Source organism: Streptomyces coeruleorubidus, assembly GCF_008705135.1.
In the GTDB taxonomy this organism is placed as follows: Bacteria; Actinomycetota; Actinomycetes; order Streptomycetales; family Streptomycetaceae; genus Streptomyces; species Streptomyces coeruleofuscus.
On the sequence record NZ_CP023694.1, the window covers coordinates 2,237,877 to 2,264,764 of the forward strand.

The 26,888-nt window shown below is 72.5% G+C and carries 23 protein-coding genes and 1 riboswitch; of the genes, 18 read left to right on the forward strand and 5 right to left on the reverse strand.

The annotated features are described in order from the left end of the window. Positions 1-26: 26 nt before the first annotated feature. From CP976_RS10475 to cobC, 12 genes are all read left to right on the forward strand, one after another. The gene (locus CP976_RS10475; RefSeq protein ID WP_033310903.1) at positions 27-248 is read left to right on the forward strand and encodes a hypothetical protein; all 222 of its coding nucleotides are present in this window, start codon (positions 27-29) and stop codon (positions 246-248) included. A gap of 130 nt (positions 249-378) precedes the next feature. Then, positions 379-517: riboswitch (cobalamin riboswitch) on the forward strand. A gap of 101 nt (positions 518-618) precedes the next feature. Further along, positions 619-1,560 carry a cobalamin biosynthesis protein gene (locus CP976_RS10480; RefSeq protein ID WP_150480093.1) on the forward strand — a complete coding sequence of 314 codons (942 nt, stop codon included), beginning with the start codon at positions 619-621 and terminating at the stop codon, positions 1,558-1,560. Then, positions 1,557-3,068 (forward strand): cobyric acid synthase, encoded by a 1,512-nt coding sequence (locus CP976_RS10485; RefSeq protein ID WP_150480094.1) that lies wholly within the window; start codon positions 1,557-1,559, stop codon positions 3,066-3,068. The genes CP976_RS10480 and CP976_RS10485 overlap by 4 nt, the downstream gene beginning before the upstream one ends. Then, on the forward strand, positions 3,065-6,721 hold the full coding sequence (gene cobN / locus CP976_RS10490) for a cobaltochelatase subunit CobN (RefSeq protein WP_150480095.1): 3,657 nt from the start codon (positions 3,065-3,067) through the stop codon (positions 6,719-6,721). The genes CP976_RS10485 and cobN overlap by 4 nt, the downstream gene beginning before the upstream one ends. Continuing rightward, positions 6,718-8,736: a putative cobaltochelatase gene (locus tag CP976_RS10495; protein WP_150480096.1), complete on the forward strand. Its 2,019-nt coding sequence runs from the start codon at positions 6,718-6,720 to the stop codon at positions 8,734-8,736. The genes cobN and CP976_RS10495 overlap by 4 nt, the downstream gene beginning before the upstream one ends. Continuing rightward, positions 8,736-9,335 carry a cob(I)yrinic acid a,c-diamide adenosyltransferase gene (gene cobO / locus CP976_RS10500; protein ID WP_150480097.1) on the forward strand — a complete coding sequence of 200 codons (600 nt, stop codon included), beginning with the start codon at positions 8,736-8,738 and terminating at the stop codon, positions 9,333-9,335. The genes CP976_RS10495 and cobO overlap by 1 nt, the downstream gene beginning before the upstream one ends. Beyond that, complete coding sequence (locus CP976_RS10505) at positions 9,335-10,717, forward strand: cobyrinic acid a,c-diamide synthase CobB (RefSeq protein ID WP_150480098.1); 1,383 nt, start codon at positions 9,335-9,337, stop codon at positions 10,715-10,717. The genes cobO and CP976_RS10505 overlap by 1 nt, the downstream gene beginning before the upstream one ends. Then, complete coding sequence (gene cobI / locus CP976_RS10510; protein ID WP_150480099.1) at positions 10,714-11,445, forward strand: precorrin-2 C(20)-methyltransferase; 732 nt, start codon at positions 10,714-10,716, stop codon at positions 11,443-11,445. The genes CP976_RS10505 and cobI overlap by 4 nt, the downstream gene beginning before the upstream one ends. A gap of 55 nt (positions 11,446-11,500) precedes the next feature. Further along, on the forward strand, positions 11,501-12,319 hold the full coding sequence (cobM, locus tag CP976_RS10515; protein ID WP_150480100.1) for a precorrin-4 C(11)-methyltransferase: 819 nt from the start codon (positions 11,501-11,503) through the stop codon (positions 12,317-12,319). Positions 12,320-12,368: 49 nt separating this feature from the next. Then, positions 12,369-14,051, forward strand: coding sequence for a precorrin-3B C(17)-methyltransferase (gene cobJ, locus CP976_RS10520; RefSeq protein WP_150480101.1), 1,683 nt, complete (start codon positions 12,369-12,371; stop codon positions 14,049-14,051). A 40-nt stretch (positions 14,052-14,091) separates the two neighbouring features. Then, positions 14,092-15,012, forward strand: a complete 921-nt coding sequence (locus tag CP976_RS10525) for a sirohydrochlorin chelatase (protein WP_150480102.1) — start codon at positions 14,092-14,094, stop codon at positions 15,010-15,012. Continuing rightward, the gene (cobC, locus tag CP976_RS10530; RefSeq protein ID WP_150480103.1) at positions 15,002-16,057 is read left to right on the forward strand and encodes an Rv2231c family histidinol phosphate aminotransferase CobC; all 1,056 of its coding nucleotides are present in this window, start codon (positions 15,002-15,004) and stop codon (positions 16,055-16,057) included. The genes CP976_RS10525 and cobC overlap by 11 nt, the downstream gene beginning before the upstream one ends. 338 nt (positions 16,058-16,395) lie before the next feature. On the opposite strand, the gene CP976_RS10535 is transcribed toward cobC, so the two are convergent. The 4 genes from CP976_RS10535 to CP976_RS10550 are packed head-to-tail and all read right to left on the reverse strand — an operon-like array spanning position 16,396 to position 19,975. Further along, the gene (locus tag CP976_RS10535; protein ID WP_150480104.1) at positions 16,396-17,487 is read right to left on the reverse strand and encodes an amidohydrolase family protein; all 1,092 of its coding nucleotides are present in this window, start codon (positions 17,485-17,487) and stop codon (positions 16,396-16,398) included. A 21-nt stretch (positions 17,488-17,508) separates the two neighbouring features. Continuing rightward, the gene (locus tag CP976_RS10540) at positions 17,509-18,300 is read right to left on the reverse strand and encodes an amino acid ABC transporter ATP-binding protein (protein WP_150480105.1); all 792 of its coding nucleotides are present in this window, start codon (positions 18,298-18,300) and stop codon (positions 17,509-17,511) included. Then, positions 18,297-19,133 (reverse strand): amino acid ABC transporter permease, encoded by an 837-nt coding sequence (locus CP976_RS10545; RefSeq protein ID WP_150480106.1) that lies wholly within the window; start codon positions 19,131-19,133, stop codon positions 18,297-18,299. The genes CP976_RS10540 and CP976_RS10545 overlap by 4 nt, the downstream gene beginning before the upstream one ends. Further along, positions 19,130-19,975 (reverse strand): transporter substrate-binding domain-containing protein, encoded by an 846-nt coding sequence (locus CP976_RS10550; protein WP_150480107.1) that lies wholly within the window; start codon positions 19,973-19,975, stop codon positions 19,130-19,132. Before CP976_RS10550 ends, CP976_RS10545 begins: the two co-directional genes overlap by 4 nt. Positions 19,976-20,183: 208 nt before the next feature. Here CP976_RS10550 and CP976_RS10555 point away from each other — a divergent pair, with 208 nt between their 5' ends. The 6 genes from CP976_RS10555 (at position 20,184) to thpD (ending at position 25,621) form a co-directional block, all read left to right on the forward strand. Beyond that, complete coding sequence (locus CP976_RS10555; protein ID WP_150480108.1) at positions 20,184-21,293, forward strand: pyridoxal-phosphate-dependent aminotransferase family protein; 1,110 nt, start codon at positions 20,184-20,186, stop codon at positions 21,291-21,293. A gap of 275 nt (positions 21,294-21,568) precedes the next feature. Further along, positions 21,569-22,096 (forward strand): DinB family protein, encoded by a 528-nt coding sequence (locus tag CP976_RS10560; protein WP_150480109.1) that lies wholly within the window; start codon positions 21,569-21,571, stop codon positions 22,094-22,096. A gap of 338 nt (positions 22,097-22,434) precedes the next feature. After that, positions 22,435-22,941, forward strand: coding sequence for a diaminobutyrate acetyltransferase (ectA, locus tag CP976_RS10565; RefSeq protein WP_059422330.1), 507 nt, complete (start codon positions 22,435-22,437; stop codon positions 22,939-22,941). Positions 22,942-22,993: 52 nt separating this feature from the next. Further along, complete coding sequence (gene ectB / locus CP976_RS10570; RefSeq protein WP_059422331.1) at positions 22,994-24,265, forward strand: diaminobutyrate--2-oxoglutarate transaminase; 1,272 nt, start codon at positions 22,994-22,996, stop codon at positions 24,263-24,265. Between the two features lie 42 nt (positions 24,266-24,307). Next, positions 24,308-24,706, forward strand: coding sequence for an ectoine synthase (locus CP976_RS10575; RefSeq protein ID WP_059422332.1), 399 nt, complete (start codon positions 24,308-24,310; stop codon positions 24,704-24,706). Positions 24,707-24,721: 15 nt separating this feature from the next. Continuing rightward, on the forward strand, positions 24,722-25,621 hold the full coding sequence (thpD, locus tag CP976_RS10580) for an ectoine hydroxylase (protein ID WP_190146946.1): 900 nt from the start codon (positions 24,722-24,724) through the stop codon (positions 25,619-25,621). A 210-nt stretch (positions 25,622-25,831) separates the two neighbouring features. Here the strand turns inward: thpD and CP976_RS10585 are convergent, their stop codons facing one another. Next, on the reverse strand, positions 25,832-26,884 hold the full coding sequence (locus CP976_RS10585) for an aminotransferase class V-fold PLP-dependent enzyme (RefSeq protein WP_190146936.1): 1,053 nt from the start codon (positions 26,882-26,884) through the stop codon (positions 25,832-25,834). Positions 26,885-26,888 lie beyond the last annotated feature (4 nt).

Sequence of the window (26,888 nt, forward strand, 5' to 3'; positions counted from 1 at the left end):
ACCGGTAACAAGGAAGAGTCTCCGATATGAAGATCGACTGGGCGGCCCTCGGCTCCGTCTTCGGCGTCAGCCTCGTGGTCACCGTGGCCCTGGTGGCCCTGTTCACCCTCGGCATCACCGGCCTGTCCCGCCGCGAACGGGCGGTGGCCCAGGGCGGATCCGCGGGCCTCGCGGTCACCGGCGCGTACGCGTGCTTCGCCGCGTGCGCGGCGGCTGTGGGATACGGGATCTATCTGATCGTGGCCTGACGGCCCGACCGCACGAGGTTCCCGCCGGGCGGGACAGGACTTCGGTCCTGTCCCGCCCGGTCGTCGTGTGGCAGGGGGCGGTGTGGGCTTCTCCACAGTCTCCCCCCGCAGGTCAACGGCAAGTTGACGGCTGTTCCCGGCCATGGTGGACTGCCGGGGCCAGTAACGGCGGCAGGAGAGGAAGCCGGTGGAAGTCCGGCGCGGTCCCGCCACTGTCACCGGGGTAGTGATCCCCGGGAGCCAGGAACTCTCACCGCCGGTCTAGTCGAACCAGGGCGTGGACACCCTGAGTGAGGACATATCGCCATGCGCGGCTGCCGATCGAGGTTCAGCACCCCACCCCTGCCCGCTCCTGTGACCGGCTGAGCCCATGGGTGCCGGTCGCGTCTTCGCGTACGGCGCCGCCGCCGGTCTGATCGGTGACCTGCTGCTCGGCGATCCTCGCCGGGGGCATCCGGTCGCCGTGTTCGGGCGGGCCGCGGGAGCCGTGGAAAGGGTGTTGTGGCGGGACCACCGGGGGTGGGGCGCGCTGCACACCGTGGTGTGTGCCGGAGGAGCCGTCGCGCTCGGGGGCGTCGCCGCGCGGGCCGTGCGTGACTCCGCCGTCGCCTCCGTCGCACTGACCGGTGCCGCCACCTGGGCCGTGGTCGGGGGGACTTCGCTCGCACGGGAGGCGCGGGCCATCGGGCGTGCCCTGGAGGCGGGGGACGTCGACGGGGCCCGGGCCCGGCTGCCGCACCTGTGCGGGCGGGATCCGCAGGCGCTCGACGCCGACGGGATCGCCCGCGCCGTGGTCGAGTCCGTCGCCGAGAACACCTCCGACGCGGTCGTGGGGGCGCTCGTGTGGGGGGCCGTCGGCGGTGTGCCGGGGCTCCTCGGGTTCCGGGCCGTCAACACCCTCGACGCCATGGTCGGGCACAAGTCGGCCCGGTACCGGCGCTACGGGTGGGCCTCCGCGCGGCTGGACGATCTCGCGGGCTGGCCGGGGGCCCGGCTGACCGCCGTGCTCGCGGCCCTGGCAGGGGACGATCCGCGGGGAGCAGTGCGGGCCTGGCGCGCCGACGCCGGCAAGCACCCGAGTCCCAACGCCGGGCCGGTGGAGGCCTCGTTCGCGGGGGCGCTCGGGGTGCGGCTGGGCGGGACCTTGTCGTACGGCGGGCGCGTCGAGCACCGGCCCGTGCTCAACGGGGCGGGGCGTGGCGTCGGCACCCGGGACATCGAACGGGCCGTACGGCTGTCCAGGCGTGTCGGCTGGCTCGCGCTCGGCGTCTGTGTCGCCGCGCGCCGCATCGCGAAAGGGCGTACGTCATGACGGGCGGTGGGCTTCTGGTCGCCGGTACCACCTCCGACGCGGGCAAGAGCGTCGTGACCGCCGGAATCTGCCGGTGGCTGGTGCGGCAGGGCGTCAAGGTCGCGCCGTTCAAGGCGCAGAACATGTCCCTCAACTCCTTCGTGACGAAGGAAGGCGCCGAGATCGGGCGGGCGCAGGCCATGCAGGCGCAGGCCTGCCGCGTCGAGCCGACCGCGCTGATGAACCCGGTGCTGCTCAAGCCCGGCGGCGAGAGCAGCAGCCAGGTCGTGCTGCTGGGCAAGCCGGTCGGGGAGCTCAGCGCACGCGGGTACCACGGCGGACGGCAGCAGAAGCTGCTCGGGACCGTGCTGGACTGCCTGGAGCAGTTGCGGGGCACGTATGACGCGGTGATCTGTGAGGGGGCGGGCAGTCCGGCCGAGATCAATCTGCGGCGGACGGACATCGTCAACATGGGGATCGCCCGCAACGCCGGGCTTCCCGTGCTCGTCGTCGGCGACATCGACCGGGGCGGTGTCTTCGCCTCGTTCTTCGGGACCGTCGCGCTGCTGTCGCGCGAGGACCAGGAGTGCGTCGCCGGGTTCCTCGTCAACAAGTTCCGGGGGGATGTGTCCCTGCTGGAGCCGGGTCTCGACATGCTCCAGGGGCTCACCGGGCGGCCTACGTACGGCGTTCTGCCCTTCCGGCACGGGCTGGGGATCGACGAGGAGGACGGGCTGCGCGTCTCCCTGCGGGGCACGGTCCGGGAGTCCGTCGTGGCCCCGCCGGTCGGCGCGGACGTGCTGCGCGTCGCCGTGTGCGCCGTTCCGCTCATGTCCAACTTCACGGACGTGGACGCGCTGGCCGCAGAACCGGGTGTCGTGGTGCGGTTCGTGGACCGGCCGGAGGAACTCGCCGACGCCGACCTCGTCATCGTGCCCGGGACCCGGGGGACCGTCCGTGCGCTGGAGTGGCTGCGGGAGCGCGGGCTGGCCGGCGCGCTCGTGCGCAGGGCCGCCGAGCAGCGGCCCGTCCTCGGGATCTGCGGCGGCTTCCAGATGCTCGGCGAGCACATCGAGGACGACGTGGAGAGCCGCCGGGGCCATGTCGAGGGGCTCGGGATCCTGCCCGTGCGGGTGCGGTTCGCCCGCGAGAAGACCCTGACGCGGCCGGAGGGCGAGGCCCTCGGGGAGCTCGTGGCGGGCTACGAGATCCATCATGGCGTCGCCGACGTCACCGGAGGGGACCCCTTCCTGGACGGCTGCCGGGTCGGCCAGACCTGGGGCACGCACTGGCACGGCTCGCTGGAGTCGGACGGGTTCCGGCGGGCCTTCCTGCGCGAGGTGGCGGCCGCCGCGGGGCGCCGCTTCGTGCCGGCGCCGGACACCTCGTTCGCCGCGCTGCGCGAGGAGCAGCTCGACCGGCTCGGCGACCTGATCGAACAGCACGCGGACACGGACGCGCTGTGGCGGCTCATCGAGTCGGGCGCGCCACGAGGACTGCCCTTCATTCCACCGGGAGCGCCCGCATGAGCACTGTGTTGTTGTTGTCGACCGCCGACACGGACCTGCTGGCGGCCCGGGCCACCGCCGGAGCCTCGTACCGGATCGGCAACCCGACCCGCGTGGACGTCCAGGAGGAGCTTCCGTCCCTGCTCGACGGCGTGGACATCGCCGTCGTACGGCTGCTCGGCGGCAAGCGGGCCTGGGAAGACGGGCTCGCCGCGCTGAAGGCGTCCGGCGTCCCGACCGTGCTGCTCGGCGGAGAGGCGGTTCCCGACGCGGAGCTGATGGCCGAGTCGTCGGTGCCGGCCGGTGTCGTGGCGGAGGCGCTGAAGTACCTCGTGGAGGGCGGGCCGGCCAACCTCACCGAGCTGGCGCGGTTCCTGTCCGACACCGTGCTGCTCACGGGTGAGGGCTTCGCCGCGCCGCGGCGGATGCCGGAGTACGGCGTCCGGGGCGAGCGCGCACAGACCGAGGGCCGGCCGACCGTCGGGGTGCTCTTCTACCGGGCGCACGAACTGAGCGGCAACACCGCCTTCGTGGACACCCTGTGCGACGCGATCGAGGCGCGGGGCGCCAACGCGCTTCCCGTGTACTGCGGTTCGCTGCGCGGGGCCGACGCGGGGCTGTACGAGATCCTCGGGCGGGCGGACGCCCTCGTCGCCACCGTCCTCGCCGCCGGCGGCACCCACGCCTCGCAGGCCTCGGCGGGCGGTGACGAGGAGTCCTGGGACATCGGCGCCCTCGCCGAGCTGAACATCCCCGTGCTGCAAGGGCTGTGCCTGACGTCCTCGCGGCGCGCCTGGGAGGGCTCCGACGCCGCCCTGTCCCCCATGGACGCCGCGATGCAGGTGGCGATCCCGGAGTTCGACGGGCGGCTGATCACCGTGCCGTTCTCCTTCAAGGAGCAGGGCGCGGACGACGTGCCCGTGTACGTCGCCGACCCGGAGCGGGCCGCGCGGGTCGCCGGGATCGCCGTACGGCACGCGCGGTTGAAGCACAAGGCGAACGCCGAGAAGAAGCTCGCGCTCGTCTTCACCGCGTACCCGACCAAGCACTCGCGGGTCGGCAACGCCGTCGGGCTGGACACCCCGGCCTCGGCGGTGCGGGTGCTGGACGCCCTCAGGGACGCCGGGTACGGCCTCACCGAGTACCCCGCGGGCGGTGACGAGCTGATCCACCGGCTCATCGCGGCCGGCGGGCACGACGTGGAGTGGCTGACGGACGAGCAGCTGGCCGCCGCGCCCGCGCGGGTGCCGCTGGCGGACTACCGGGCCTGGTTCGACCAGCTCGACCCGGAGCTGAGGGACGCCATGACCGAGGCGTGGGGCGAGCCGCCGGGCGGCCTCTACGTCGACGGGGACGACATCGTGCTGGCGTCCCTGCAGTTCGGGAACGTCGTGGTGATGATCCAGCCGCCGCGTGGCTTCGGCGAGAACCCCATCGCGATCTACCACGACCCGGACATGCCGCCGTCCCACCACTACCTGGCGGCCTACCGCTGGCTGGAGAACAGCTTCGGCGCGGACGCGATCGTGCACATGGGCAAGCACGGCACGCTGGAGTGGCTGCCCGGCAAGGGCCTCGGGCTCAGCGCCGGGTGCGCCCCGGACGCCGTGCTCGGGGAGCTGCCGCTGGTCTACCCGTTCATCGTCAACGACCCGGGCGAGGGCACCCAGGCCAAGCGGCGCGGGCACGCCACGGTCGTCGACCACCTGGTGCCGCCGATGGCCCGTGCCGACACCTACGGCGACCTGGCCAAGCTGGAGCAGCTCCTGGACGAGTACGCGCTCGTCTCCGACCTGGACCCGGCGAAGGCACCGGCCGTGCGCGCGCAGATCTGGACCCTCGTCAAGGCCGCCGAGCTCCACCACGACCTGCATGTCGACGAGCAGCCGGACGACGACGCGTTCGACGAGTTCGTCATGCACATCGACGGCTATCTGTGCGAGATCAAGGATGTGCAGATCCGGGACGGCCTGCACATCCTGGGCGGCGGCCCGGTCGGTGAACCGCGCGTCAACCTCGTGCTTGCGGTGCTGCGCGCCTCGCAGGTGTGGGGCGGGCAGGCCGACGCGCTGCCGGGGCTCAGGGCGGCGCTGGCGGAGCACTTCGGGCTGGTGGAGAAGGATCTGCTGGCCGAGCCGGGCGCTGCGGTGAAGGTGCCGGCGGAGCTGACGGGCCTGGTGGCGGGGCCGGCACGCACCGCCGCCGACGCGATCGACCTGCTGGAGCAGCTCTGCCGGCGGATCGCGGAGGGCATGGAGGAGCGCGGCTGGGCGGTCGCCGACGTCCCGGCGCTGGTCCGGGAGGTGCTCGGCAGGGACGTCGCGGACGCCGTGGCGGTGCTGGAGTTCGCCTGCACGGAAGTCGTGCCGCGGCTGGCCCGGACCACCGACGAGATCGGGCACATCCTGCGGGCGCTGGACGGCGGTTACGTCCCTGCCGGTCCCTCCGGCTCGCCGACCCGCGGCCTGGTCAACGTCCTGCCGACGGGACGCAACTTCTACTCCGTCGACCCCAAGGCGATCCCGTCCCGGCTGAGCTGGGAGGTCGGGCAGTCGCTCGCGGACTCGCTGGTGCAGCGGTATCTGACCGACACGGGCGCGTATCCCAAGTCCGTCGGCCTGACGGTGTGGGGCACCTCGGCCATGCGCACCCAGGGTGACGACATCGCCGAGATCCTGGCGCTGCTGGGCTGCCGGCCGGTGTGGGACGACGCCTCGCGCCGGGTGACCGGTTTCGAGGTGATCCCCCCGGAGGAGCTGGGCCGGCCGCGCATCGACGTGACGGTCCGTATCTCGGGCTTCTTCCGGGACGCGTTCCCGCACGTGGTGGGGCTGATCGACGACGCCGTCCGCAAGGTCGCCGAGCTGGACGAGCCCGCCGAGCTGAACTACGTCCGGGCGCACGCCGACGAGGACACCGCCGGGCACGGCGACCGGCGCCGGGCGACCGCCCGCATCTTCGGCTCCAAGCCGGGGGCGTACGGGGCGGGTCTGCTGCCGCTGATCGACGCCCGCAACTGGCGCTCCGACGCGGACCTCGCCGAGGTGTACGCGGTGTGGGGCGGCTACGCCTACGGGCGGGGGCTGGACGGGCGGGCCGCGCGCGGGGACATGGAGACGGCGTTCAAGCGGATCGCCGTGGCCGCGAAGAACGTGGACACCCGCGAGCACGACCTCGTCGACGCCGACGACTACTTCCAGTACCACGGCGGCATGGTCGCCATGGTCCGCCATCTGACGGGCGCGAGCCCCGAGGCGTACGTCGGCGACTCGGCCGTTCCGGACCAGGTGAAGACGCGCACGCTGGGCGAGGAGACGCACCGGGTGTTCCGTGCCCGGGTGGTCAACCCGCGCTGGATGGCGGCCATGCGGCGGCACGGCTACAAGGGCGCCTTCGAGATGGCCGCGACCGTGGACTACCTGTTCGGGTACGACGCCACGGCCGGGGTCGTGGACGACTGGATGTACGAGAAACTCAGCGCCGAGTACGTCTTCGACCCGGAGAACCGGGAGTTCATGAAGACGTCCAACCCCTGGGCGCTGCGCGGCATCACCGAGCGGCTGCTGGAGGCCGCCGACCGCGGACTGTGGGCGGAGCCGGACGCGGAGACGCTGGACCGGCTGCGTGCCACGTACCTGGAGCTCGAAGGCGACTTGGAAGGTGACGACAAGTGAGCACCCCGTTCCCGTTCACGGCCGTGGTGGGCCAGGACGACCTGCGGCTCGCGCTGCTGCTGAACGCCGTGTCGCCGGCGGTCGGCGGTGTGCTGGTGCGCGGTGAGAAGGGCACCGCCAAGTCGACGGCCGTGCGGGCGCTGTCCGCGCTCATGCCGGAGGTGGACGTCGTCCCCGGCTGCCGCTTCTCCTGCGACCCCGCCTCCCCCGACCCCGCCTGCCCCGACGGGCCGCACGCTCCGGGGACCGCCGGCCAGGCCCGGCCGGCCCGGATGGTCGAGCTGCCCGTCGGCGCCTCCGAGGACCGGCTGGTGGGCGCGCTGGACATCGAGCGGGCGCTGTCGGAGGGCGTGAAGGCCTTCGAACCGGGCCTGCTCGCCGCCGCGCACCGCGGCATCCTCTACGTCGACGAGGTCAACCTCCTCCACGACCACCTGGTCGACCTGCTGCTGGACGCGGCCGCGATGGGCGCCTCGTACGTGGAGCGCGAGGGCGTCTCCGTACGGCACGCGGCCCGCTTCCTGCTGGTCGGCACCATGAACCCCGAGGAGGGCGAGCTGCGGCCGCAGTTGCTCGACCGGTTCGGGCTGACCGTCGAGGTCGCGGCCTCGCGGGAACCCGACCAGCGGGTCGAGGTCGTCCGGCGGCGGCTCGCCTACGACGCCGATCCGGCCGGTTTCGCGGCCCGGTGGGCGGACGAGGAGGCCGACGTACGGGCGCGGATCGTGGCGGCACGGGAGCTGCTGCCGTCCGTGCGGCTGGGCGACGGGGCGCTGCGGCAGATCGCGGCGACCTGCGCGGCCTTCGAGGTCGACGGCATGCGCGCCGACATCGTGATGGCGCGCACGGCGACGGCGCTGGCGGCCTGGGCGGGGCGTACGGACGTGCTCGCCGAGGACGTACGGCAGGCCGCGCTGCTCGCGCTGCCGCACCGCCGGCGGCGCAACCCCTTCGACGCGCCGGGACTTGACGAGGACAAGCTGGACGAAACCCTGGAGGAGTTCTCCGGGGACGACGACCCGGACCAGGACCCCGACCCGGACCCGGACCAGGGGCCGGACGGGCCCGGTGGGGGCGGCGGGCAGCCGGAGCCCGACGACGGGTCGCAGGGCGATGACACCGGCGCGACGCCCGAGGCCGGGGAGGGCGGGCAGCCGCAGCCGTCGGGCGCCGGTGAGCAGTCGGCCGTACGGGCTGCCGAGCCGTTCCGGACCAAGGTGCTGAGCGTGCCCGGGATCGGCGAGGGCGCCGCCGGGCGGCGTTCGCGGGCGCGGACCGAGCACGGGCGGACGACCGGCTCCCGGCGGCCCCGGGGCACACTCACGAAGCTGCACCTGGCGGCGACCGTGCAGGCAGCGGCCCCGCACCAGCGGGCGCGCGGGCGGTCCGGGCCGGGGCTGGTGGTGCGCCGGGACGATCTGCGGCAGGCCACCCGCGAGGGGCGCGAGGGCAATCTCGTGCTGTTCGTCGTGGACGCCTCCGGCTCGATGGCGGCGCGGCAGCGGATGAGTGCCGTGAAGGGGGCCGTGCTGTCGCTGCTGCTGGACGCCTACCAGCGGCGGGACAAGGTGGGGCTGGTGACGTTCCGGGGTTCGGGCGCGGACGTCGCGCTGCCGCCGACCTCGTCCGTGGACGCGGCGGCGGTCCGGCTGGAGTCGCTGCCGACGGGCGGGCGTACGCCGCTCGCCGCCGGGCTGCTGCGCGCGCACGACGTGTTGCGGGTGGAGCGGTTGCGGGATCCGGCGCGGCGGCCGCTGGTCGTGCTGGTGACGGACGGGCGGGCCACCGGGGGCCCGGAGCCGGTCGCCCTGGCCGGGCGGGCGGCGCGGCTGTTCGCGGCCGAGGGCGTCGCGTCCGTCGTCGTGGACTGCGAGGCCGGGCCGGTGCGCCTCGGGCTCGCCGGGCAGCTCGCCGGTGAGCTGGGCGGCACCGCCGTAACGCTGGACGAGCTGCGGGCCGACTCGATCGCCGGGCTGGTCAGGGATGTACAGGGGACTTCGAGGAGGGCCGCGTAATGCCGCAGGGACAGCCGAGTGTCATTCCGGACGACGGTCTGACGACCCGACAGCGCCGGAACCGGCCACTCGTGGTCGTGCACACGGGCGTCGGCAAGGGCAAGTCGACGGCCGCCTTCGGGCTCGCGCTGCGGGCCTGGAACCAGGGCTGGCCGATCGGGGTGTTCCAGTTCGTCAAGTCGGCGAAGTGGAAGGTCGGCGAGGAGAACGCGCTGCGTGTGCTCGGTGCCTCCGGTGAGGGCGGGTCCGTCGCCTGGCACAAGATGGGCGAGGGCTGGTCCTGGGTGCAGCGCGACGCACAGCTGGACAACGAGGAGAAGGCCCGGGAGGGCTGGGAGCAGGTCAAGCGGGACCTGGCGGCTCAGACGTACCGGTTGTACGTGCTGGACGAGTTCGCCTACCCGATGCACTGGGGGTGGATCGACACCGACGAGGTCGTGGACGTCCTGCGGAACCGGCCCGGCACCCAGCATGTGGTCATCACGGGGCGCAACGCTCCCGAGAAGCTCGTGGACTTCGCCGACCTCGTGACCGACATGTCCAAGGTGAAGCACCCGATGGACGCGGGGCAGAAGGGGCAGAGGGGCATCGAGTGGTGATGTCCTCGTCCGTGCCCCGGCTGGTCGTCGCCGCGCCCTCGTCGGGCAGTGGCAAGACCACCGTCGCCACGGGGCTGATGGCCGCGTTCGCCGCGCGGGGGCTCGCCGTGTCCCCGCACAAGGTCGGGCCGGACTACATCGACCCCGGGTACCACGCGCTCGCGACCGGGCGGGTGGGGCGCAACCTCGACGCGTATCTGTGCGGGCCGGAGCTGGTCGGGCCGCTGTTCCTGCACGGGGCGCGCGGGTGCGACATCGCGGTCGTCGAGGGCGTGATGGGGCTCTACGACGGGGCCGCCGGGGAGGGGGAGCTCGCCTCCACGGCTCATGTCGCGAAGCTGTTGCGGGCGCCTGTGGTGCTGGTCGTCGACGCGTCGTCGCAGTCCCGGTCGGTGGCGGCGCTGGTGCACGGCTTCGTCTCCTGGGATCCGGAGGTGCGGGTCGGGGGCGTGATCCTGAACAAGGTCGCGTCGGACCGGCACGAGGTGATGCTGCGGGAGGCACTGGAGCAGACGGGGGTGCCGGTGCTCGGGGTGTTGCGGCGGGCTCCGCAGGTGGACACGCCGTCGCGGCATCTGGGGCTCGTGCCGGTCGCCGAGCGGCGGGCCGAGTCGGTGGAGGCCGTCGCGGCGATGGCCGCGCAGGTCTCCGACGGTTGTGACCTCGACGGGTTGATGGAGTTGGCCCGGAGTGCGGCGGGGTTGTCGGGTGCGGCTTGGGATGCGGCTGAGGCTGTTTCCTCGCCCACCCACCACCCGACGCGGTCGGACGAGCAGCCGAAGCCGAGGGTCGCTGTCGCCGGTGGGCCCGCGTTCACCTTCTCCTACGCCGAGCACACCGAGCTCCTCACCGCCGCCGGTGCCGACGTCGTGCCCTTCGATCCGCTGCGGGACGAGGAACTGCCCGAAGGGACGCGGGGGTTGGTGATCGGGGGCGGGTTCCCCGAGGTGTACGCCGCCGAGCTGTCCGCCAACGAGCCCCTGCGCAAGGCCGTTGCCCACCTGGCGGAGAGCGGCGCTCCGGTGGCCGCCGAGTGTGCTGGACTGCTGTATCTGTGCCGGGAGCTGGACGGACTGCCCATGTGCGGGGTGCTGGACGCCGGGGCGCGGATGACCGAACGGCTGACCCTGGGGTACCGGGACGCCGTGGCCGTCGGCGACAGTGTGCTCGCGGCGGCGGGGACGCGGATGCGGGGGCACGAGTTCCACCGGACCGCCGTGGAGCCCGGGGCGGGGGCCGAACCCGCCTGGGGCCTGCGGACCCCTCAGCGGCGCGTCGAGGGGTTCGTGCGGCGCGGTGTGCACGCGAGCTATCTGCACACGCACTGGGCCGCGGAGCCCGGTGTCGCCCGTCGGTTCGTGGAGAGGTGCCGGACGTCATGAGCAGCAGGCTGGTCGGTGTCGGGGTCGGGCCCGGGGATCCGGAGCTGGTGACCGTCAAGGGCGTGAACGCCCTGCGGGAAGCCGAGGTCGTCGTCGTGCCTGTCATGGACACGGGCGAGCGAGGACGGGCCGAGGCGACCGTGTTGCACTACGTGCCCGAGGAGAAGGTCGTCCGGGTCGTGTTCGCGCTGAACGAGCGGAGCGACCGCGCTCGGCGCGAGGCGGCCTGGGACGCGGCGGGCGAGCGGGTCGCCGAGCTGCTGCGCGGGCATAGTGCCGTCGCCTTCGCGACCATCGGGGATCCCAACGTGTACTCCACATTCACGTATCTCGCGCAGACCATCGCCGAGCTGGTGCCGGGGACCGTCGTCGAGACCGTGCCCGGGATCACCGCCATGCAGGACCTCGCCGCACGGTCGGGCGCCGTGCTGACCGAGGGGACCGAGCCGCTCACGCTCGTGCCCGTCACGGCGGGGGCGACGGTGCTCAAGGAGGCCCTCGCCGGGCCCGGGACGGTCGTCGCCTACAAGTTCGGCCGGCAGGCGCACGAGGTCGCCGAGGCGCTGCGGGAGACCGGGCGGATCGGCGACGCGGTGTGGGGGTCGGCGCTGGGGCTGACGGAGGAGTCGATCCGGCCGGCCGCAGAACTCGACGGCACTCCCCTGCCCTACCTGTCGACGCTCATCTCTCCGGCGCGGCGCGACGGCGGGCGGGGCGGAAAGCTCTGACTCGCCCGTCCGTCACCCCGTCTGTCGGAACCCCCTGTACGAGAGGACCAACTCCATGGCCGACGCCCCCACCGGCAAGGTGACCTTCGTCGGTGCCGGCCCCGGCGCCGCCGACCTGCTGACGTTCCGTGCCGCGCGCGCCATCGCCGAGGCCGACATCGTGATCTGGGCGGCGAGCCTGGTCCAGGCGGAGGTCCTCCAGCACGCGCGCGAGGACGCGGAGGTCCTCGACTCGGCGGCCCTGTCCCTGGAGGACGTCGTGGCCGTGTACCGCCGGGCCCGGGAGGAGGGCCTGCGCGTCGCCAGGATCCACTCCGGCGACCCCGCCCTGTGGGGCGGCACCCAGGAGCAGCTCGACCGGTGCGCCGAGATCGGCATCGCGACGGAGGTCGTGCCGGGAGTGTCCGCCTTCTCCGCCGTCGCCGCGCTCGCGGGGCGCGAGCTGACCATCCCCGAGGTCGCGCAGTCCGTCGTCCTGACCCGGCTCGGCGGCGGCAAGACGCCCATGCCGCCCGGGGAGGAGGTCCGCGAGTTCGCCCGGCACGGCACGACCATGGCGATCTTCCTCTCCGCGGCCCGCAGCGGGCAGCTCGTGCGGGAACTGCTGGAGGGCGGCTATCCCGCGACGACCCCCGTCGTCGTCGCCTACCAGGCGACCTGGCCCGAGGAGCTGATCGTGAGGTGCACGATCGGCACGCTGGAGGAGACGGTCAAGGAACACAAGCTCTGGAAGCACACGCTGTTCCTGGTCGGCCCGGCACTCGACGCGCACGGCACGCGCTCGCACCTCTACCATCCGGGTCACTTCCACGGTTACCGCAAGGCCGACCCCGAGGCCCGCAAGGCACTGCGCGAACGGGGTGCCGGCAGATGATCGTCCGGCCTGCCGCAGGCATCGAGGAAATCGAAGAGGGAGTCGCACAGTGATCGGGCTCATTTCCGCCACCGCGGCGGGAGCGGCTGCGCGGGACCGGCTGGCCGCCGCCTGGCCGGACCGCACGCGCGTGTACGAGGGTCCCGTCGGGGACGCCGTGCGGGCGGCGTTCGCGCAGTGCGAGCAGCTCGTGTGCTTCCTGGCGACGGGGGCGGTGGTACGGCTGGTGGCTCCGCTGCTGGCCGGCAAGACGGCCGACCCGGGCGTGGTGTGCGTCGACGAGGGCGGCCGGTTCGCGGTGTCCCTGGTGGGCGGGCACGCGGGCGGGGCCAATGAACTCGCCCGGGAGGTCGGGGAGTTGCTGGGCGCCGAGCCGGTCGTGACGACGGCCACGGACGCCGTGGACCTGCCCGGCCTCGACACCCTCGGCCTGCCCGTGGAGGGCGATGTCGCCGGGGTCTCCCGGGCGTTGCTGGACGGTGAGGCGGTGGCGCTGCGGGCCGAGGTGGCCTGGCCGCTGCCGCCGCTCCCGGTGGCCGCCGAGGGGTCGTACACGATCCGGCTGACCGACCGGCTCGTCGAGACGTCCGAGCGGGAGGTGGTACTGCGCCCGCCGTCGCTGGTCGTCGGGGTCGGGGCGTCGAAGGGCGCCCCCGTCGAGGAGGTACTCGGGCTGATCGAGGACGCCCTGCGGGAGGCCGGGCTGGCCGCGGCGTCGGTCGCCGAGCTCGCCACCGTCGACGCCAAGACCGGGGAGCCCGGCCTCGTCGAGGCCGCACGGCGGCTCGGTGTGCCCCTGGTGACGTACTCCGCCGGTGAGTTGGCCGCCGTCGACGTGCCCAACCCGTCCGACGCGCCGCTCGCCGCCGTCGGTACGCCCTCCGTCGCGGAGGCCGCCGCCCTGCTGCGCGGGGGCGAACTCCTCGTCCCCAAGCGGAAGTCCGCCGCACGCCCCGCCATGGCGACCTGTGCCGTCGTACGGCGGCCGGGGCGCGGGCGGCTCGCGGTGGTCGGGCTCGGGCCGGGTGCCCGGGACCTGATCACGCCGCGCGCGAAGGCGGAACTCCGGCGTGCTTCCGTGCTCGTCGGACTCGACCAGTACGTCGACCAGATCCGCGATCTGCTGCGGCCCGGCACCCGGATCCTGGAATCAGGGCTGGGGGCCGAGGAGGAGCGGGCGCGCACGGCCGTCGAGGAGGCCCGCAAGGGGCAGGCCGTCGCGCTGATCGGCAGCGGGGACGCGGGCGTGTACGCCATGGCATCCCCCGCGCTCGCCGAGGCCTCCGACGACATCGACGTGGCCGGCGTGCCCGGCGTGACGGCGGCGCTCGCGGCCGGCGCGATCCTGGGCGCGCCGCTGGGGCACGACCACGTGTCGATCAGCCTGTCCGACCTGCACACGCCGTGGGAGGTCATCGAGCGGCGGGTACGGGCGGCTGCCGAGGCCGACCTCGTGGTGACGTTCTACAACCCGCGTTCGCGCGGCCGCCACTGGCAGCTTCCCAAGGCGCTGGGCATCCTCGCCGAGCACCGGGCGCCGACGACGCCGGTCGGTGTCGTGCGCAACGCCTCGCGGCCGGACGAGTCCGCCCGGCTCACGACGCTGACCGCGCTCGACCCGGCGACGGTCGACATGATGACCGTCGTCACCGTGGGCAACACCGCGACCCGGGAGATCGCCGGGCGGATGGTGACGCCGCGCGGCTACCGCTGGCAGGAGGAGCCCGAGTGAACCGCGCAGTCCACCACCCCACGTCCGCCGAGGAGAACCTGTGACCACCCCGCCCGCCCTTCTCATCGCCGGCCACGGCACCCGTGACGACGCCGGAGCCGAGGCGTTCCGCGATTTCGTGCGGGAGCTGGGGGCCCGCCACCCGGAAGTGCCCGTCGCGGGCGGCTTCATCGAACTGTCCCCGCCGCCGCTGGGCGAGGCCGTCGCCGAGCTGGTGGAGCGGGGCGTACGGCGCTTCGCCGCCGTACCGCTGATGCTGGTGTCCGCCGGGCACGCCAAGGGCGACATCCCGGCGGCGCTGGCCCGCGAGAAGGAACGGCACCCGGGGATCTCGTACACGTACGGGCGTCCGCTGGGCCCGCACCCGGCGCTGCTGAACGTGCTGGAGCGGCGGCTGGACGAGGCGCTGGGCGGCGCCGCGGGGCGCAGGCCGGGTGACCGGGCCGATGTGACGGTGCTGCTGGTGGGGCGCGGGTCGACGGACCCGGACGCCAACGCCGAGGTGTACAAGGCGGCGCGGCTGCTGTGGGAGGGGCGCGGGTACGCGGGGGTCGAGACGGCGTTCGTGTCGCTGGCGGCGCCGGACGTGCCGAGCGGACTCGACCGGTGCGCGCGGCTGGGCGCCCGCCGGATCGTGGTGCTCCCCTACTTCCTGTTCACCGGCATCCTGCCGGACCGGGTGCGGCTCCAGACGGAGGGCTGGGCGGCGGCGCACCCGGAGGTCGAGGTGCGTTCGGCCGACGTCATCGGGCCGGAGCCGGAGCTGCTGGACCTGGTGTGGGAGCGGTACGCGGAGGCCGTCGAGGGTGATCTGCGGATGAACTGCGACTCGTGCGTGTACCGCGTCGCGCTGCCGGGCTTCGAGGACAAGGTGGGGATGCCGCAGCAGCCGCACTTCCACCCGGACGACGACGGCCACCACCACGGTCATCACCACGGGGCGCACTCCCATGTCCACTGACGGCGGGCACGACCTGCGGCACCACGGGGACGCGGAGGTCCGGGACGACGGCGGCTCGCTCGTCGACCTCGCCGTGAACGTCCGCGCGGACACCCCTCCGGCGTGGCTGCGGGAGCACATCGCCGCGTCGCTGGGCGGGCTGGCTGCCTACCCGGACGGGCGGGCCGCACGCGCGGCGGTGGCGGCGCGGCACGGCCTGCCGGTGGAGCGGGTGCTGCTGACGGCGGGGGCGGCGGAGGCGTTCGTGCTGCTGGCGCGGGCGCTGAAGGTGCGGCGGCCGGTCGTGGTCCACCCGCAGTTCACGGAGCCGGAGGCCGCGCTGCGGGACGCCGGGCACACGGTCGACCGGGTGCTGCTGCGGGAGGAGGACGGCTTCCGGCTGGACCCGGCGGCCGTCCCCGAGGCCGCTGACCTGGTGGTGATCGGCAATCCGACGAACCCGACGTCGGTGCTGCACCCGGCGAAGGTGATCGCCTCTCTCGCCCGGCCCGGGCGGCTGCTGGTGGTGGACGAGGCGTTCATGGACGCGGTGCCGGGCGAGCGGGAGGCCCTGGCGGACCGCGTCGACGTGCCCGGGCTCGTGGTGCTGCGCAGCCTGACCAAGACGTGGGGGCTGGCCGGACTGCGGATCGGGTACGTACTGGCGGCGCCGGAGACCATCGAGGATCTGGAGCGGGCGCAACCGCTGTGGCCGGTTTCGACTCCGGCGCTGGCGGCGGCGCAGGTGTGCGTGGGGCCACGGGGGGTGGCGGAGGCGGCCCACGCGGCGCACCGCGTCGCCGCGGACCGGGCCCACCTGGTGACGGGCCTCGCCCGCTTCGCCCCGGCCGGGCTGCGGGTGGTCGCGCCCGCGGAGGGTCCGTTCGTCCTGATCCGCCTCCCGCACGCGGCGACCGTCCGCGGCCGCCTGCGGGACCTCGGCTACGCCGTGCGGCGCGGGGACACCTTCCCCGGCCTGGACGAGGAGTGGCTGCGGCTGGCGGTGCGGGACCGGAGGACGGTGGACGGGTTCCTGCGGGCACTGGAGCGTGCGCTGGCGGGCTGACGGCGCACCGCCGGGCGGCGGCGGTCCCGGCCCTCTCCGTCCCGGTCGGTGTGCCGTCCTGGGGGCGGCGGGACAGCAGGACGCTGGTGACGACGCCCCGGAGCCCGGCGGCCATGAAGGCGAAGAAGCCGACCCGGGGGACGAAGACCAGCACGCCGATCACGGCGGCCGAGGCCGGCCAGCGGGGCAGCGGGCCGACGGCGGCGCGGACGGTGGCCGGGCCCGCGCCCGGCAGCATCAGGCCCGTGCCGCCGACGAAGGGGAAACCTCCACGCTCCAGCGGTCCCCCCGCCCCGCCGTCCCGGCCCGGGAGTCCGAGGTCGGCTCCAGCGGCGCGGCTACCCGACCACGCGTCCGTTCAGCACCACCCGGCGCGGTGCCGCCAGCACGCCCACGTCCTTCCGCGGGTCCTCGTCGTAGACGACGAGGTCGGCCGGGGCGCCCTCGTCCAGGCCGGGGCGGCCGAGCCAGGTCCGCGCCGTCCAGGTTCCCGCGGCCAGGGCCTCGACGGGCGGGATGCCCGCGGTGACCAGTTCGGCGACCTCGGCCGCCGCGAGACCGTGGGCGAGTCCGCCGCCCGCGTCGGTGCCGACGAAGACCGGGATCCCGGCGTCGAAGGCGCTCCGCACGGTGTCGTAGCGGCGTTCATGGAGCCGGCGCATATGGGCCGACCAGCGCGGGAACCGGGCCTCGCCGCCGTCGGCGAGCTGCGGGAAGGTCGCGATGTTGACCAGGGTCGGGACGATGGCGACGCCCCGCTCGGCGAACAGCGGGATGAGGTCCTCGGTCAGGCCCGTCGCGTGCTCGATGCAGTCGATGCCCGCCTCGACGAGGTCCTGGAGGGAGTCCTCCGAGAAGCAGTGCGCGGTGACCCGGGCGCCCAGGCGGTGCGCCTCGGCGATCGCCGCCTCCACCGCCCCGCGCGGCCAGCAGGCCGACAGGTCGCCGAGGTCGCGGTCGATCCAGTCGCCGACCAGCTTGACCCAGCCGTCGCCGCGCCGCGCCTCCTGGGCGACGTAGGCGACCAGGTCGTCCGGCTCGATCTCCCAGGCGTAGTTGCGGATGTAGCGGCGGGTGCGGGCGATGTGCCGCCCGGCGCGGATGATCTTCGGCAGGTCGTCGCGGTCGTCGATCCAGCGGGTGTCGGACGGCGAGCCCGCGTCGCGGATCAGCAGCGTGCCCGCGTCCCGGTCGGTCAGCGCCTGCTTCTCGGCGACGTCCCTGGGGACCGCGCCGTGCCGGTCGAGTCCCACGTGGCAGTGCGCGTCGACCAGGCCGGGCAGGGCCCAGCCCCTGACGGTACGGATGTCGCGGGCGCCGGCGGGACGGTCGTAGGAGATCCGGCCGTCGACGACCCACAGCTCGTCGCGGACCTCCTCGGGTCCGACGAGCACCCGTCCCTTCACGTGCAGCACCGTGCGATCGCTCATGTACGGCACCTTAGTGAGGCGCTAGTCGGCCTTGCCCACCTGGTCCGGGGTCTCCTCCTCCACCTCGGCCATCGCCGGGTCGAGGAGGCGGGAGAGGAAGTGGCGGGTGCGGTCGTGGCGCGGGTCGCCGATGACCTGCTCGGGGGTGCCGTCCTCGACGATCACGCCGCCGTCCATGAAGACGACCCGGTCGGCGACCTCGCGGGCGAAGGTCATCTCGTGGGTGACGACCATCATCGTCATGCCCTCGTCGGCGAGCATGCGCATCACCGCGAGGACGTCCCCGACCAGTTCGGGGTCCAGCGCCGAGGTCGGCTCGTCGAACAGCATCACCTCGGGGCCCATGGCCAGGGCCCGGGCGATGGCGACGCGCTGCTGCTGGCCGCCGGAGAGGGAGGAGGGGTAGGCCGCCGCCTTCTCGGACAGGCCCACACGCGCCAGGTTCTCGGCGGCCACCTTCGCGGCCGACGCCTTGTCACGGCGCAGCACCCGCCGCTGCGGCAGGGTGAGGTTCTCGGTCACCGTCAGGTGCGGGAACAGGTTGAACTGCTGGAAGACCATGCCGATACGGCGGCGTGCCGCGTCGATGTCGACGTCGGGGTCGGTCAGTTCCGTACCGCCGACGAACACCTGGCCCTTGGTCGGCTCCTCCAGCAGGTTCACACAGCGCAGCAGTGTCGACTTGCCGGAGCCGGACGGGCCGATGACGCAGACCACCTCGCCCCGGCCGATCTCCAGGTCGATGCCGCGCAGCACCTCGTTGGCGCCGAACGACTTGTGCAGCGCGCGTACCTCGATCTCGGGTCGGCTCATTTCACGGCCTCCTGGGCCTTCGCCTCCATGCGGCGTACGACGAAGCCGAGCGGGATCGTGACCAGCAGGTAGCAGAGTCCGGCGACCAGGATCGGCGTGGAGTTGGCGGTCTGGCTGGCCAGGTCGCGGCCGTACTTGGACAGTTCGCGCTCCTCCAGGGTGACGCCGAGGAACAGCACCAGCGAGGAGTCCTTGAACAGCAGCACCAGTTCGTTGGTGAGCGGCGGGAGGATGATCCGGAACGCCTGCGGGATGATGATGGAGATCATGGCCCGCGCGGGCGAGAAGCCGAGCGAACGGGCCGCCTCCATCTGCCCCTTGGGCACGGCCTGGATGCCGGCGCGGATCGTCTCCGCCATGTAGGCGGCGGCCACCAGGCCGAGCGCGAGGGCGACCTTCCCGTACGTGCCGCCGATGATCTCGGTGCCGGGGAAGGCCAGCGGCACGGCGACGCCGATGAAGATGAAGATCAGCAGGGCGGGCAGACCGCGGAAGATCTCGATGTAGATCCCGGCGAGCCAGCGGTACGGGCCCACGGAGGACAGCCGCATCAGCGCGATCACCATGCCGAGGGCCAGCCCCACGGCGAAGCCGGTCACCGTGTAGAGCACGGTGTTCTTCAGCGCCAGCGTGATGACGTCCGGGAACATGCGCTCGGCGATGTCCGCCTGCGCGAACTGGTTCTGGAGCCGGTCCCAGTCGGCCGAGACCGCGAAGACGATCACGGCCGCGACGAAGACGGCGTACTGGACGCCGCGTGAGATGCCGCGCTTCTGCCGCCGGGTGAGGCCCTTCTTCTTCGGCTGGACTTCGGGCGTGGCCGTGTCGGTCATGAGGCGGCGGGCGACGCGGCGGACTCGTCGTACGGGCCGATCCACTGCTCGTACAGCTTCTTGTACGTGCCGTCGGCCTTGGCGTCCTCGAGCGCCTTGTTGATCGCGGCGCGGAGCTTGGTGTTGCCCTTCTTCACCGTGAAGCCGTACTGCTCACCGGTGTCGAGGTTGTCGACGACCTCGAAGGCGTCGGCGTTGGCCTTGTCCTTCAGCCAGCCCTGGACGACCGGGTAGTCGATGACGACGGCCTGGACCTGGCCGGTGCGCAGACCGTTGAGGACGGCGTCGGAGGACTCGAAGGAGACCGGGTCGAGGCCCTTGCTCTTGGCGTAGTCCTCACCGGTCGTCTGTGCCTGGGCGCCGAGCTTCTTGCCCTTGAGGCCGGCGAAGGAGGAGATGCCGCTCTTCTTGTCGACCAGCACGGCCTGGGTGGCGTTGAAGTACGGGTCGGAGAAGTCGACGTTCTTCTTGCGCTCCTCGGTGATGGTCATGCCGGCCGCGGCGAGGTCGCACTCGCCGGAGTTGAGGAACGCGCCGGTCTTGAAGTTCTCGAAGGGCGTGTCGAGGATGTCCTGCTGCACGCCCAGGTCCTTGGCGACCAGGTCGATCAGCGCGACGTCGAAGCCCTGCACCTTGCCGTCGATCTCCGACTGGAACGGCGGATACGGCAGGTGGGTGCAGGTGGTGAGCTTGCCCGCCTTGACGACTTCGACGCCGCCCGCGGCCGTCTTCGAGCCGCTGCCGCCGTCGTCGGTGGAGGTGCAGCCGGCCACGAGCAGCAGCCCGGCCGTCGCGGTGGTGGCGGCCAGGATGCGGGCCCGGTGCCCGGGGTGCGTGTTCACGGCGAGCCTCCTGTGAGTGAACTGTGGGTTCCGATCATAAGGAGAAGTTTGAGTGGCTCAAAACAATCCGATGGCCGCGAGGGCGTCGGGCCTGCGAAGTCACCGGTCGTAGGGGGCTGGGGCGCGGTCGTAGCGGGCTGGGGCGCGGCGGTTACGCTCGTTCCCGTTGTTCCCGCGAGTAGTCCCCGCACGTGAAGAGAGTGCCACCGTGACGCATCCGTTTCTGGACCTGGCCCCGCTCGGGGCGGACCGTTTCGCCGCGATCGAGGACCGTGTGGCGCGGCTGCTGAGCACCGAGCAGGACGTCGTGATCATGCAGGGTGAGGCGCTGCTGCCGCTGGAGGGCGCGATCCGCGCCGCGGCCGGTCCGGGCACCACGGCCCTGAACGTCATCACGGGGCCGTACGGGCAGACCTTCGGCGACTGGCTGCGCGACTGCGGGGCGACGGTGGTCGACCTGGCGGTGCCCTTCCACACGGCGGTCACGGCCGAGCAGATCCGGCAGGCCTTCGCCGAGCACCCGGAGATCGACTTCGTGTCCCTGGTGCACGCGGAGGCGGCGACCGGGAACACCAATCCGGTCGCGGAGATCGGCGAGGTGGTGCGCGCGCACGGGGCCCTGTTCTACCTGGACGCGGTGGCGTCGATCGGTGCCGAGCCGGTGCTGCCGGACGCGTGGGGCGTGGATCTGTGCGTGATCGGGGCGCAGAAGGCGATGGGCGGCCCGGCCGGTGTGTCGGCCGTGTCGGTGAGCGAGCGGGCCTGGGCCCGGATGGCGGCGAACCCGCGGGCGCCGCGCCGGTCGTATCTGTCGCTGCTCGACTGGAAGGAACGGTGGATCGGCGGCGGCCGCAAGGCGCTGCTGCACGCTCCGGCGCAGCTGGAGATGCTGGCGCTGGAGGCGTGTGTGGAGCGGATCGAGGCGGTGGGGCTCGACGCGGTGATGGCCCGGCACGCGTCGGCCGCGGCGGCCACCCGGGCCGGGGCGGTCGGGCTCGGTGGCGGGCTGGAGCCGTATGTGTACGAGGCGCGGGACGCGGCGCCCGTCGCCACGACGCTCCGGGCGCCGTCCGGGGTGGTGGCGTCGGAGCTGGTGGCCAGGGCGCTGGAGGCGGATCCGGCGGTGCCGGTCGCCGCCGGCGGGGGTGCGTTGGCCAAGGAGATGATCCGGGTCAACCACTACGGGCCCGATGCGACGCCGGGGGCCGTGCGGGCGAGTCTGGCGGCGCTGGGCGCCGCGCTCTCGGAGGCGGGGCTGCCGGTGGACGTGGAGGGGGCGCTGCGGGCGGCCGGGGAGGCGTGGCGGGAAACCTTCTAGGGGGTGTCCGCAAAGTCCCGTCGTCCGCCCGGAGGGCGGGCCCGGCGGCGTCCGGTGCGTGCTCTGGGGGTCCCCCCGGCCGAAGGCTGGGGGAGTGCCGGGCGGACGCCCGCGTACTGGTTGTACGCGGGTGTTCGACCGGTGCGGCGAGTGGGGGCACCTCCCACGCCCTTAAGGCAGTGGGGGAGCGTGCCGGGCGTCGCAGGGCAGGCGGGACTTTGCGGACACCCCCTAGGGGCCCGCCCGTTGTCGGTGGCCCGTGCCAAGCTCCCCCCATGACCACCAACACCCCCATCACCCTTCCCGACGGCCGTCCCGTCCCGCATCTGACCGGTGACGAACGGGCCATGCTCGAGAGCTGGCTGGACTTCCACCGGGCCACGCTGGCGCTGAAGTGCGCCGGGCTGGACGACGCGCAGGTGCGGACCGCGGCGGCCGAGCCGTCCACGCTGACGCTGCTCGGGCTGGTGCAGCACCTCGCCGAGGTCGAGCGGAACTGGTTCCAGCGGGTGGCCGCCGGGCTCGACGTGCCGCCGGTGTACGAGGACGGCACCGGCTACACGCTGGACCCGTCGCGCGGTATCGACGAGGCGCTCGGGATCTGGCGGCGGGAGATCGAGCGGGGGCGGGAGCTGTGTGCGGGGCTGCCGCTGGACCACATCGGGCGGGTCGCCGAGGGGCCGGTGCCCGGGATGGAGGTCAGCATGCGCTGGGTGCTGATCCACATGATCGAGGAGTACGCCCGGCACAACGGTCACGCCGATCTCCTGCGGGAACGTATCGACGGAGTGACCGGGGCTTGAATTAAACGTGTTTCCGGGACGACCCACATGTAAGCTGGCACACAATTAGGAATTCTTTCAAGAACAGCTTCCCGTATTCTTCTGCCCGCTTTTCCTGATCCTAAACCCAAAGATTTTGAGGACACCTGGAGAAGGAATTCGGGCAGATCTCGTGGTGATTACACGGCTGTGACGCGTTACACACCGTGACTGCTTTGCCCGGTATTACCCGGACAATATCGGGCATACCTCTGCCCTTTTGCGCGAACCCTCGCGCCCGCGTGATAACACAGGCCTGGCTCATACGTAACCCCTATCGGCGATGCAATTTTGAATTTCGCTGGGTAAGTTCAATTCGCATGACTGCCGTACAAGCAGATCCGCAAATCGACCGCCCAACGGTGGCTGACGGAGCCGCGCTCTGGCGGATGGCGAAGGACTCGAAGGTTCTCGACCTGAACTCGTCCTACAGCTATCTGCTGTGGTGCCGCGACTTCGCGGCCACGTCGGCCGTGGCGCGTGACGAGCACGGCGAGCCGATGGGTTTCATCACCGGGTACGTGCGGCCGGACAGCCCGCACACCCTGCTGGTCTGGCAGGTGGCGGTGGACGAGGCACACCGCGGGCGCGGGCTGGCCGCCACGCTGCTCGACGGTCTGGTCGCCCGGACCGTCGCCGAGCGCGGGGTGACGACGGTGGAGACCACCATCACCCCGGGCAACACCGCCTCGGAGCGCCTGTTCACGTCGTTCGCCGAGCGTCACGGCGCCCGGCTGGAGCGCGAGGTGCTCTTCGACACGGCCGTGTTCCCCGACGGGCCGCACGACCCCGAGGTCCTGTACCGCATCGGCCCGCTGTCCCACTGACTTCCTGCCGGACTCCCGCAGACTTCCCCCACGTACCGAGGAGCGATTCGTCGTGACCATCACCCAGCCCGACCTGAGTGTCTTCGAGACCGTTGAGTCCGAGGTGCGCAGCTACTGCCGCGGCTGGCCCACCGTCTTCGACCGTGCGGTGGGCAGCCGTATGTACGACGAGGACGGCCATGAGTACCTCGACTTCTTCGCCGGAGCCGGGTCACTGAACTACGGGCACAACAACCCCGTCCTGAAACGCGCCCTGATCGACTACCTGGAGCGGGACGGCGTCACGCACGGGCTCGACATGTCGACCACCGCCAAGCGCACGTTCCTGGAGGCCTTCCAGAACCTGCTGCTGCGGCCGCGCGACCTGCCGTACAAGGTCATGTTCCCCGGCCCGACCGGCACCAACGCCGTGGAGGCCGCGCTGAAGCTGGCGCGAAAGGTGAAGGGGCGCGAGTCCATCGTGTCCTTCACCAACGCCTTCCACGGCATGTCGCTGGGCTCGCTGGCCGTGACCGGCAACGCCTTCAAGCGGGCCGGTGCCGGTATCCCGCTGGTGCACGGCACGCCCATGCCGTTCGACAACTACTTCGACGGCACGGTCGAGGACTTCCTGTGGTTCGAGCGGCTGCTGGAGGACCAGGGCTCCGGCCTGAACAAGCCGGCCGCCGTGATCGTCGAGACCGTGCAGGGCGAGGGCGGCATCAACGTGGCCCGGCCCGAGTGGCTGCGCGCCCTGTCCGAGCTGTGCGAGCGGCAGGACATGCTGCTGATCGTCGACGACATCCAGATGGGCTGCGGCCGCACCGGCGCCTTCTTCTCCTTCGAGGAGGCGGGCATCACGCCGGACATCGTCACCGTCTCGAAGTCGATCAGCGGCTACGGCCTGCCGATGTCGCTGTGCCTGTTCAAGCCGGAGCTCGACGTGTGGGAGCCCGGCGAGCACAACGGCACCTTCCGCGGCAACAACCCCGCCTTCGTCACGGCGACCGCGGCCCTGGAGGCGTACTGGGCCGACGGCTCCGCGATGGAGAAGCAGACCCGCAAGCGCGGTGAGCAGGTCGAGCAGGCGCTGATCTCCATCACCGAGGAGAACCTGGCCGACGTGAAGGAGTACCGGGGCCGCGGCCTGGTGTGGGGCATGGAGTTCCACGACAAGGACCGCGCGGGCAAGATCGCCAAGCGCGCCTTCGAACTCGGCCTGCTCATCGAGACGTCCGGGCCGGAGAGCGAGGTCGTGAAACTGCTCCCCGCCCTGACCATCACGCCCGAGGAACTGGACGAGGGCCTGTCGACACTGGCCCGCGCCGTCCGCGAGACCGCCTGACCGAGCAACCGGCACCACCCATTTAGGAGGCATCGCAGCACCGTGATTGTCCGTTCGTTCAAGGAGATCGAAGGTACCGACCGGCACGTGAAGTCGGCGTCCGGCACGTGGGAGAGCAAACGCATCGTCCTCGCCAAGGAGAAGGTCGGCTTCTCCCTGCACGAGACGATCCTGTACGCGGGTACGGAGACGTCGATGTGGTATGCGAACCACATCGAGGCCGTCGTCTGCGTGGAGGGCGAGGCCGAGCTGACCGACCGCGAGACCGGGAAGTCGTACACCATCACGCCCGGGACCATGTACCTCCTGGACGGGCACGAGAAGCACACGCTGCGGATCAAGAAGGACTTCCGCTGCCTCTGCGTCTTCAATCCGCCCGTGACCGGACGGGAGGACCACGACGAGAACGGCGTTTACCCGCTGCTCACCGAGGAGGTGTGACGTTTCATGACCGCCATCACCGACACCACCACCGGTATCCCCGACCTCTATCCCAGTCGGGGCGCCACCGAGGTGCTCACCCCGCGCCAGGACCCGGTCGTCTGGGGCGCCCCCGACGCGCCCGGTCCGGTCGCGCCGGCCGATCTGCTGTCCTTCGAGCGTGACGGCTTCCTCGCCATCGACGAGCTGATCACCGACGACGAGGTCGCCGTCTACCGGAACGAGCTCAACCGGCTGGTGAACGACCCGGACATCCGTGCCGACGAGCGGTCGATCGTCGAGCCGCTGTCCAAGGAGATCCGCTCGGTCTTCGAGGTGCACAAGATCAGCGAGGTGTTCGCCAAGCTGGTGCGGGACGAGCGGGTCGTCGGCCGGGCGCGGCAGATCCTCGGCTCGGACGTCTACGTCCACCAGTCGCGGATCAACGTCAAGCCGGGGTTCGGGGCCAGTGGCTTCTACTGGCACTCGGACTTCGAGACGTGGCACGCCGAGGACGGTCTGCCGCGGATGCGCACGGTGTCGGTCTCGATCGCGCTGACCGAGAACTACGACACCAACGGCGGGCTCATGATCATGCCGGGGTCGCACAAGACGTTTCTCGGGTGCGCTGGGGCCACGCCGAAGGACAACTACAAGAAGTCGTTGCAGATGCAGGACGCGGGCACGCCGTCGGACGACGCGCTGACCCTGCTGGCCTCGCAGCACGGCATCAAGTTGTTCACGGGCAAGGCCGGTTCGGCGACGTGGTTCGACTGCAACTGCATGCACGGCTCCGGCGACAACATCACGCCGTTCCCGCGCAGCAACGTGTTCATCGTGTTCAACAGCGTGGAGAACACGGCGGTGGAACCGTTCGCGGCGCCGGTGCGACGACCGGAGTTCATCGGGGCGCGGGACTTCACGCCGGTGCGGTGAACGACCCCCCGGCCGGGGGTCCGGGGGTTGGCCCCCGGAGAACACAGCATCGGGGCGCGGGACTTCACGCCGGTGCGGTGACCGCTGGTCGCCGGTGAAGTGACCGCTGCGCGCCGGTGAAGTGACCGCTGGTCGCCGGTGAAGTGACCGGATGACACAGCTGCCGGGTGGGGCCTCCTCGTGTGGGACGGGAGGCCCCGCCCGGTTTTGTCATGCGGCCAGGACCTCCAGCAGACGGTCGACGTCCGCCGGGGTGTTGTAGAGGTGGAACGCCGCCCGCAGGTTCCCCGCCCGGTCGGACACCTGGATGCCCGCGCGGCTCAGCTCTTGCTGCCGGTGGCCGAGCCCCGGGACGGACACGATCGCCGAGCCCGGCGCGGGCACCGGCGCGTGGCCCAGCTCGGCGAGCCCGACGCGGAAGCGGTCCGCGAGGGCGACGTCGTGGGCGTGCACGACGTCGACGCCGATCTCCTCCAGCAGCTCCAGGGAGGCGCGCAGCCCGGCGTAGGTGAAGAGTGAGGGGCTGATGTCGAAGCGCCGTGCGGAGTGGGCGAGTTCCTCGACCGGGCCGTAGCAGCTCTCCCAGGGGACCTCGCCGGCGACCCAGCCGGCGAGCAGCGGCGTGAGTCCGCCGAAGTCCTGCGGGGTGACGAAGAACGCGGCCCCGTGCGGCCCGAGCAGCCACTTGAAGCCGACGGCGGCCAGGAAGTCGTCGGCGTCGGCCTCCATCGGCAGCCAGCCGGCCGACTGGGAGGCGTCGACGTAGGTTCGGGCGCCGTGCGCCCGGGCCGCCTCGCGCACGGCCGGCAGGTCGGCGAGCCGGCCGTCGGCGGACTGGGCGGTGCTGACCGCGACGAGCGCAGTGCCGGGGCGGACGGACTCGGCGAGCCGCTCCAGGGGAACGGCGCGCACCTTGAGGTCGCCGCGCGCGTGGAAGGGGTTCACCAGGGAGGCGAAGTCGGCCTCCGCGGTGAGGACTTCGGCGCCCGCGGGCAGCGAGGCGGCGATCAGCCCGCCGTACTCGGCGACCGAGGCGCCGGTGGCGACCCGCTCGGCCGGCACGCCGGCCAGCCGGGCGAAACAAGCGCGGGCGGCCTCGACGTCCTCGTACAGGGGACCCAGGGGCGTGCCCTCCGCGCGCATCCGCACCGCCTGCTGTACGGCGGTGACGGTACGGGCGGGCAGGAGCCCGTTGCTCGCGGTGTTGAGGTAGGTGTGCTTCGGGGCGAACTCGGCACGGACGAGGTTCTCGAAGGTCTCCATGGAA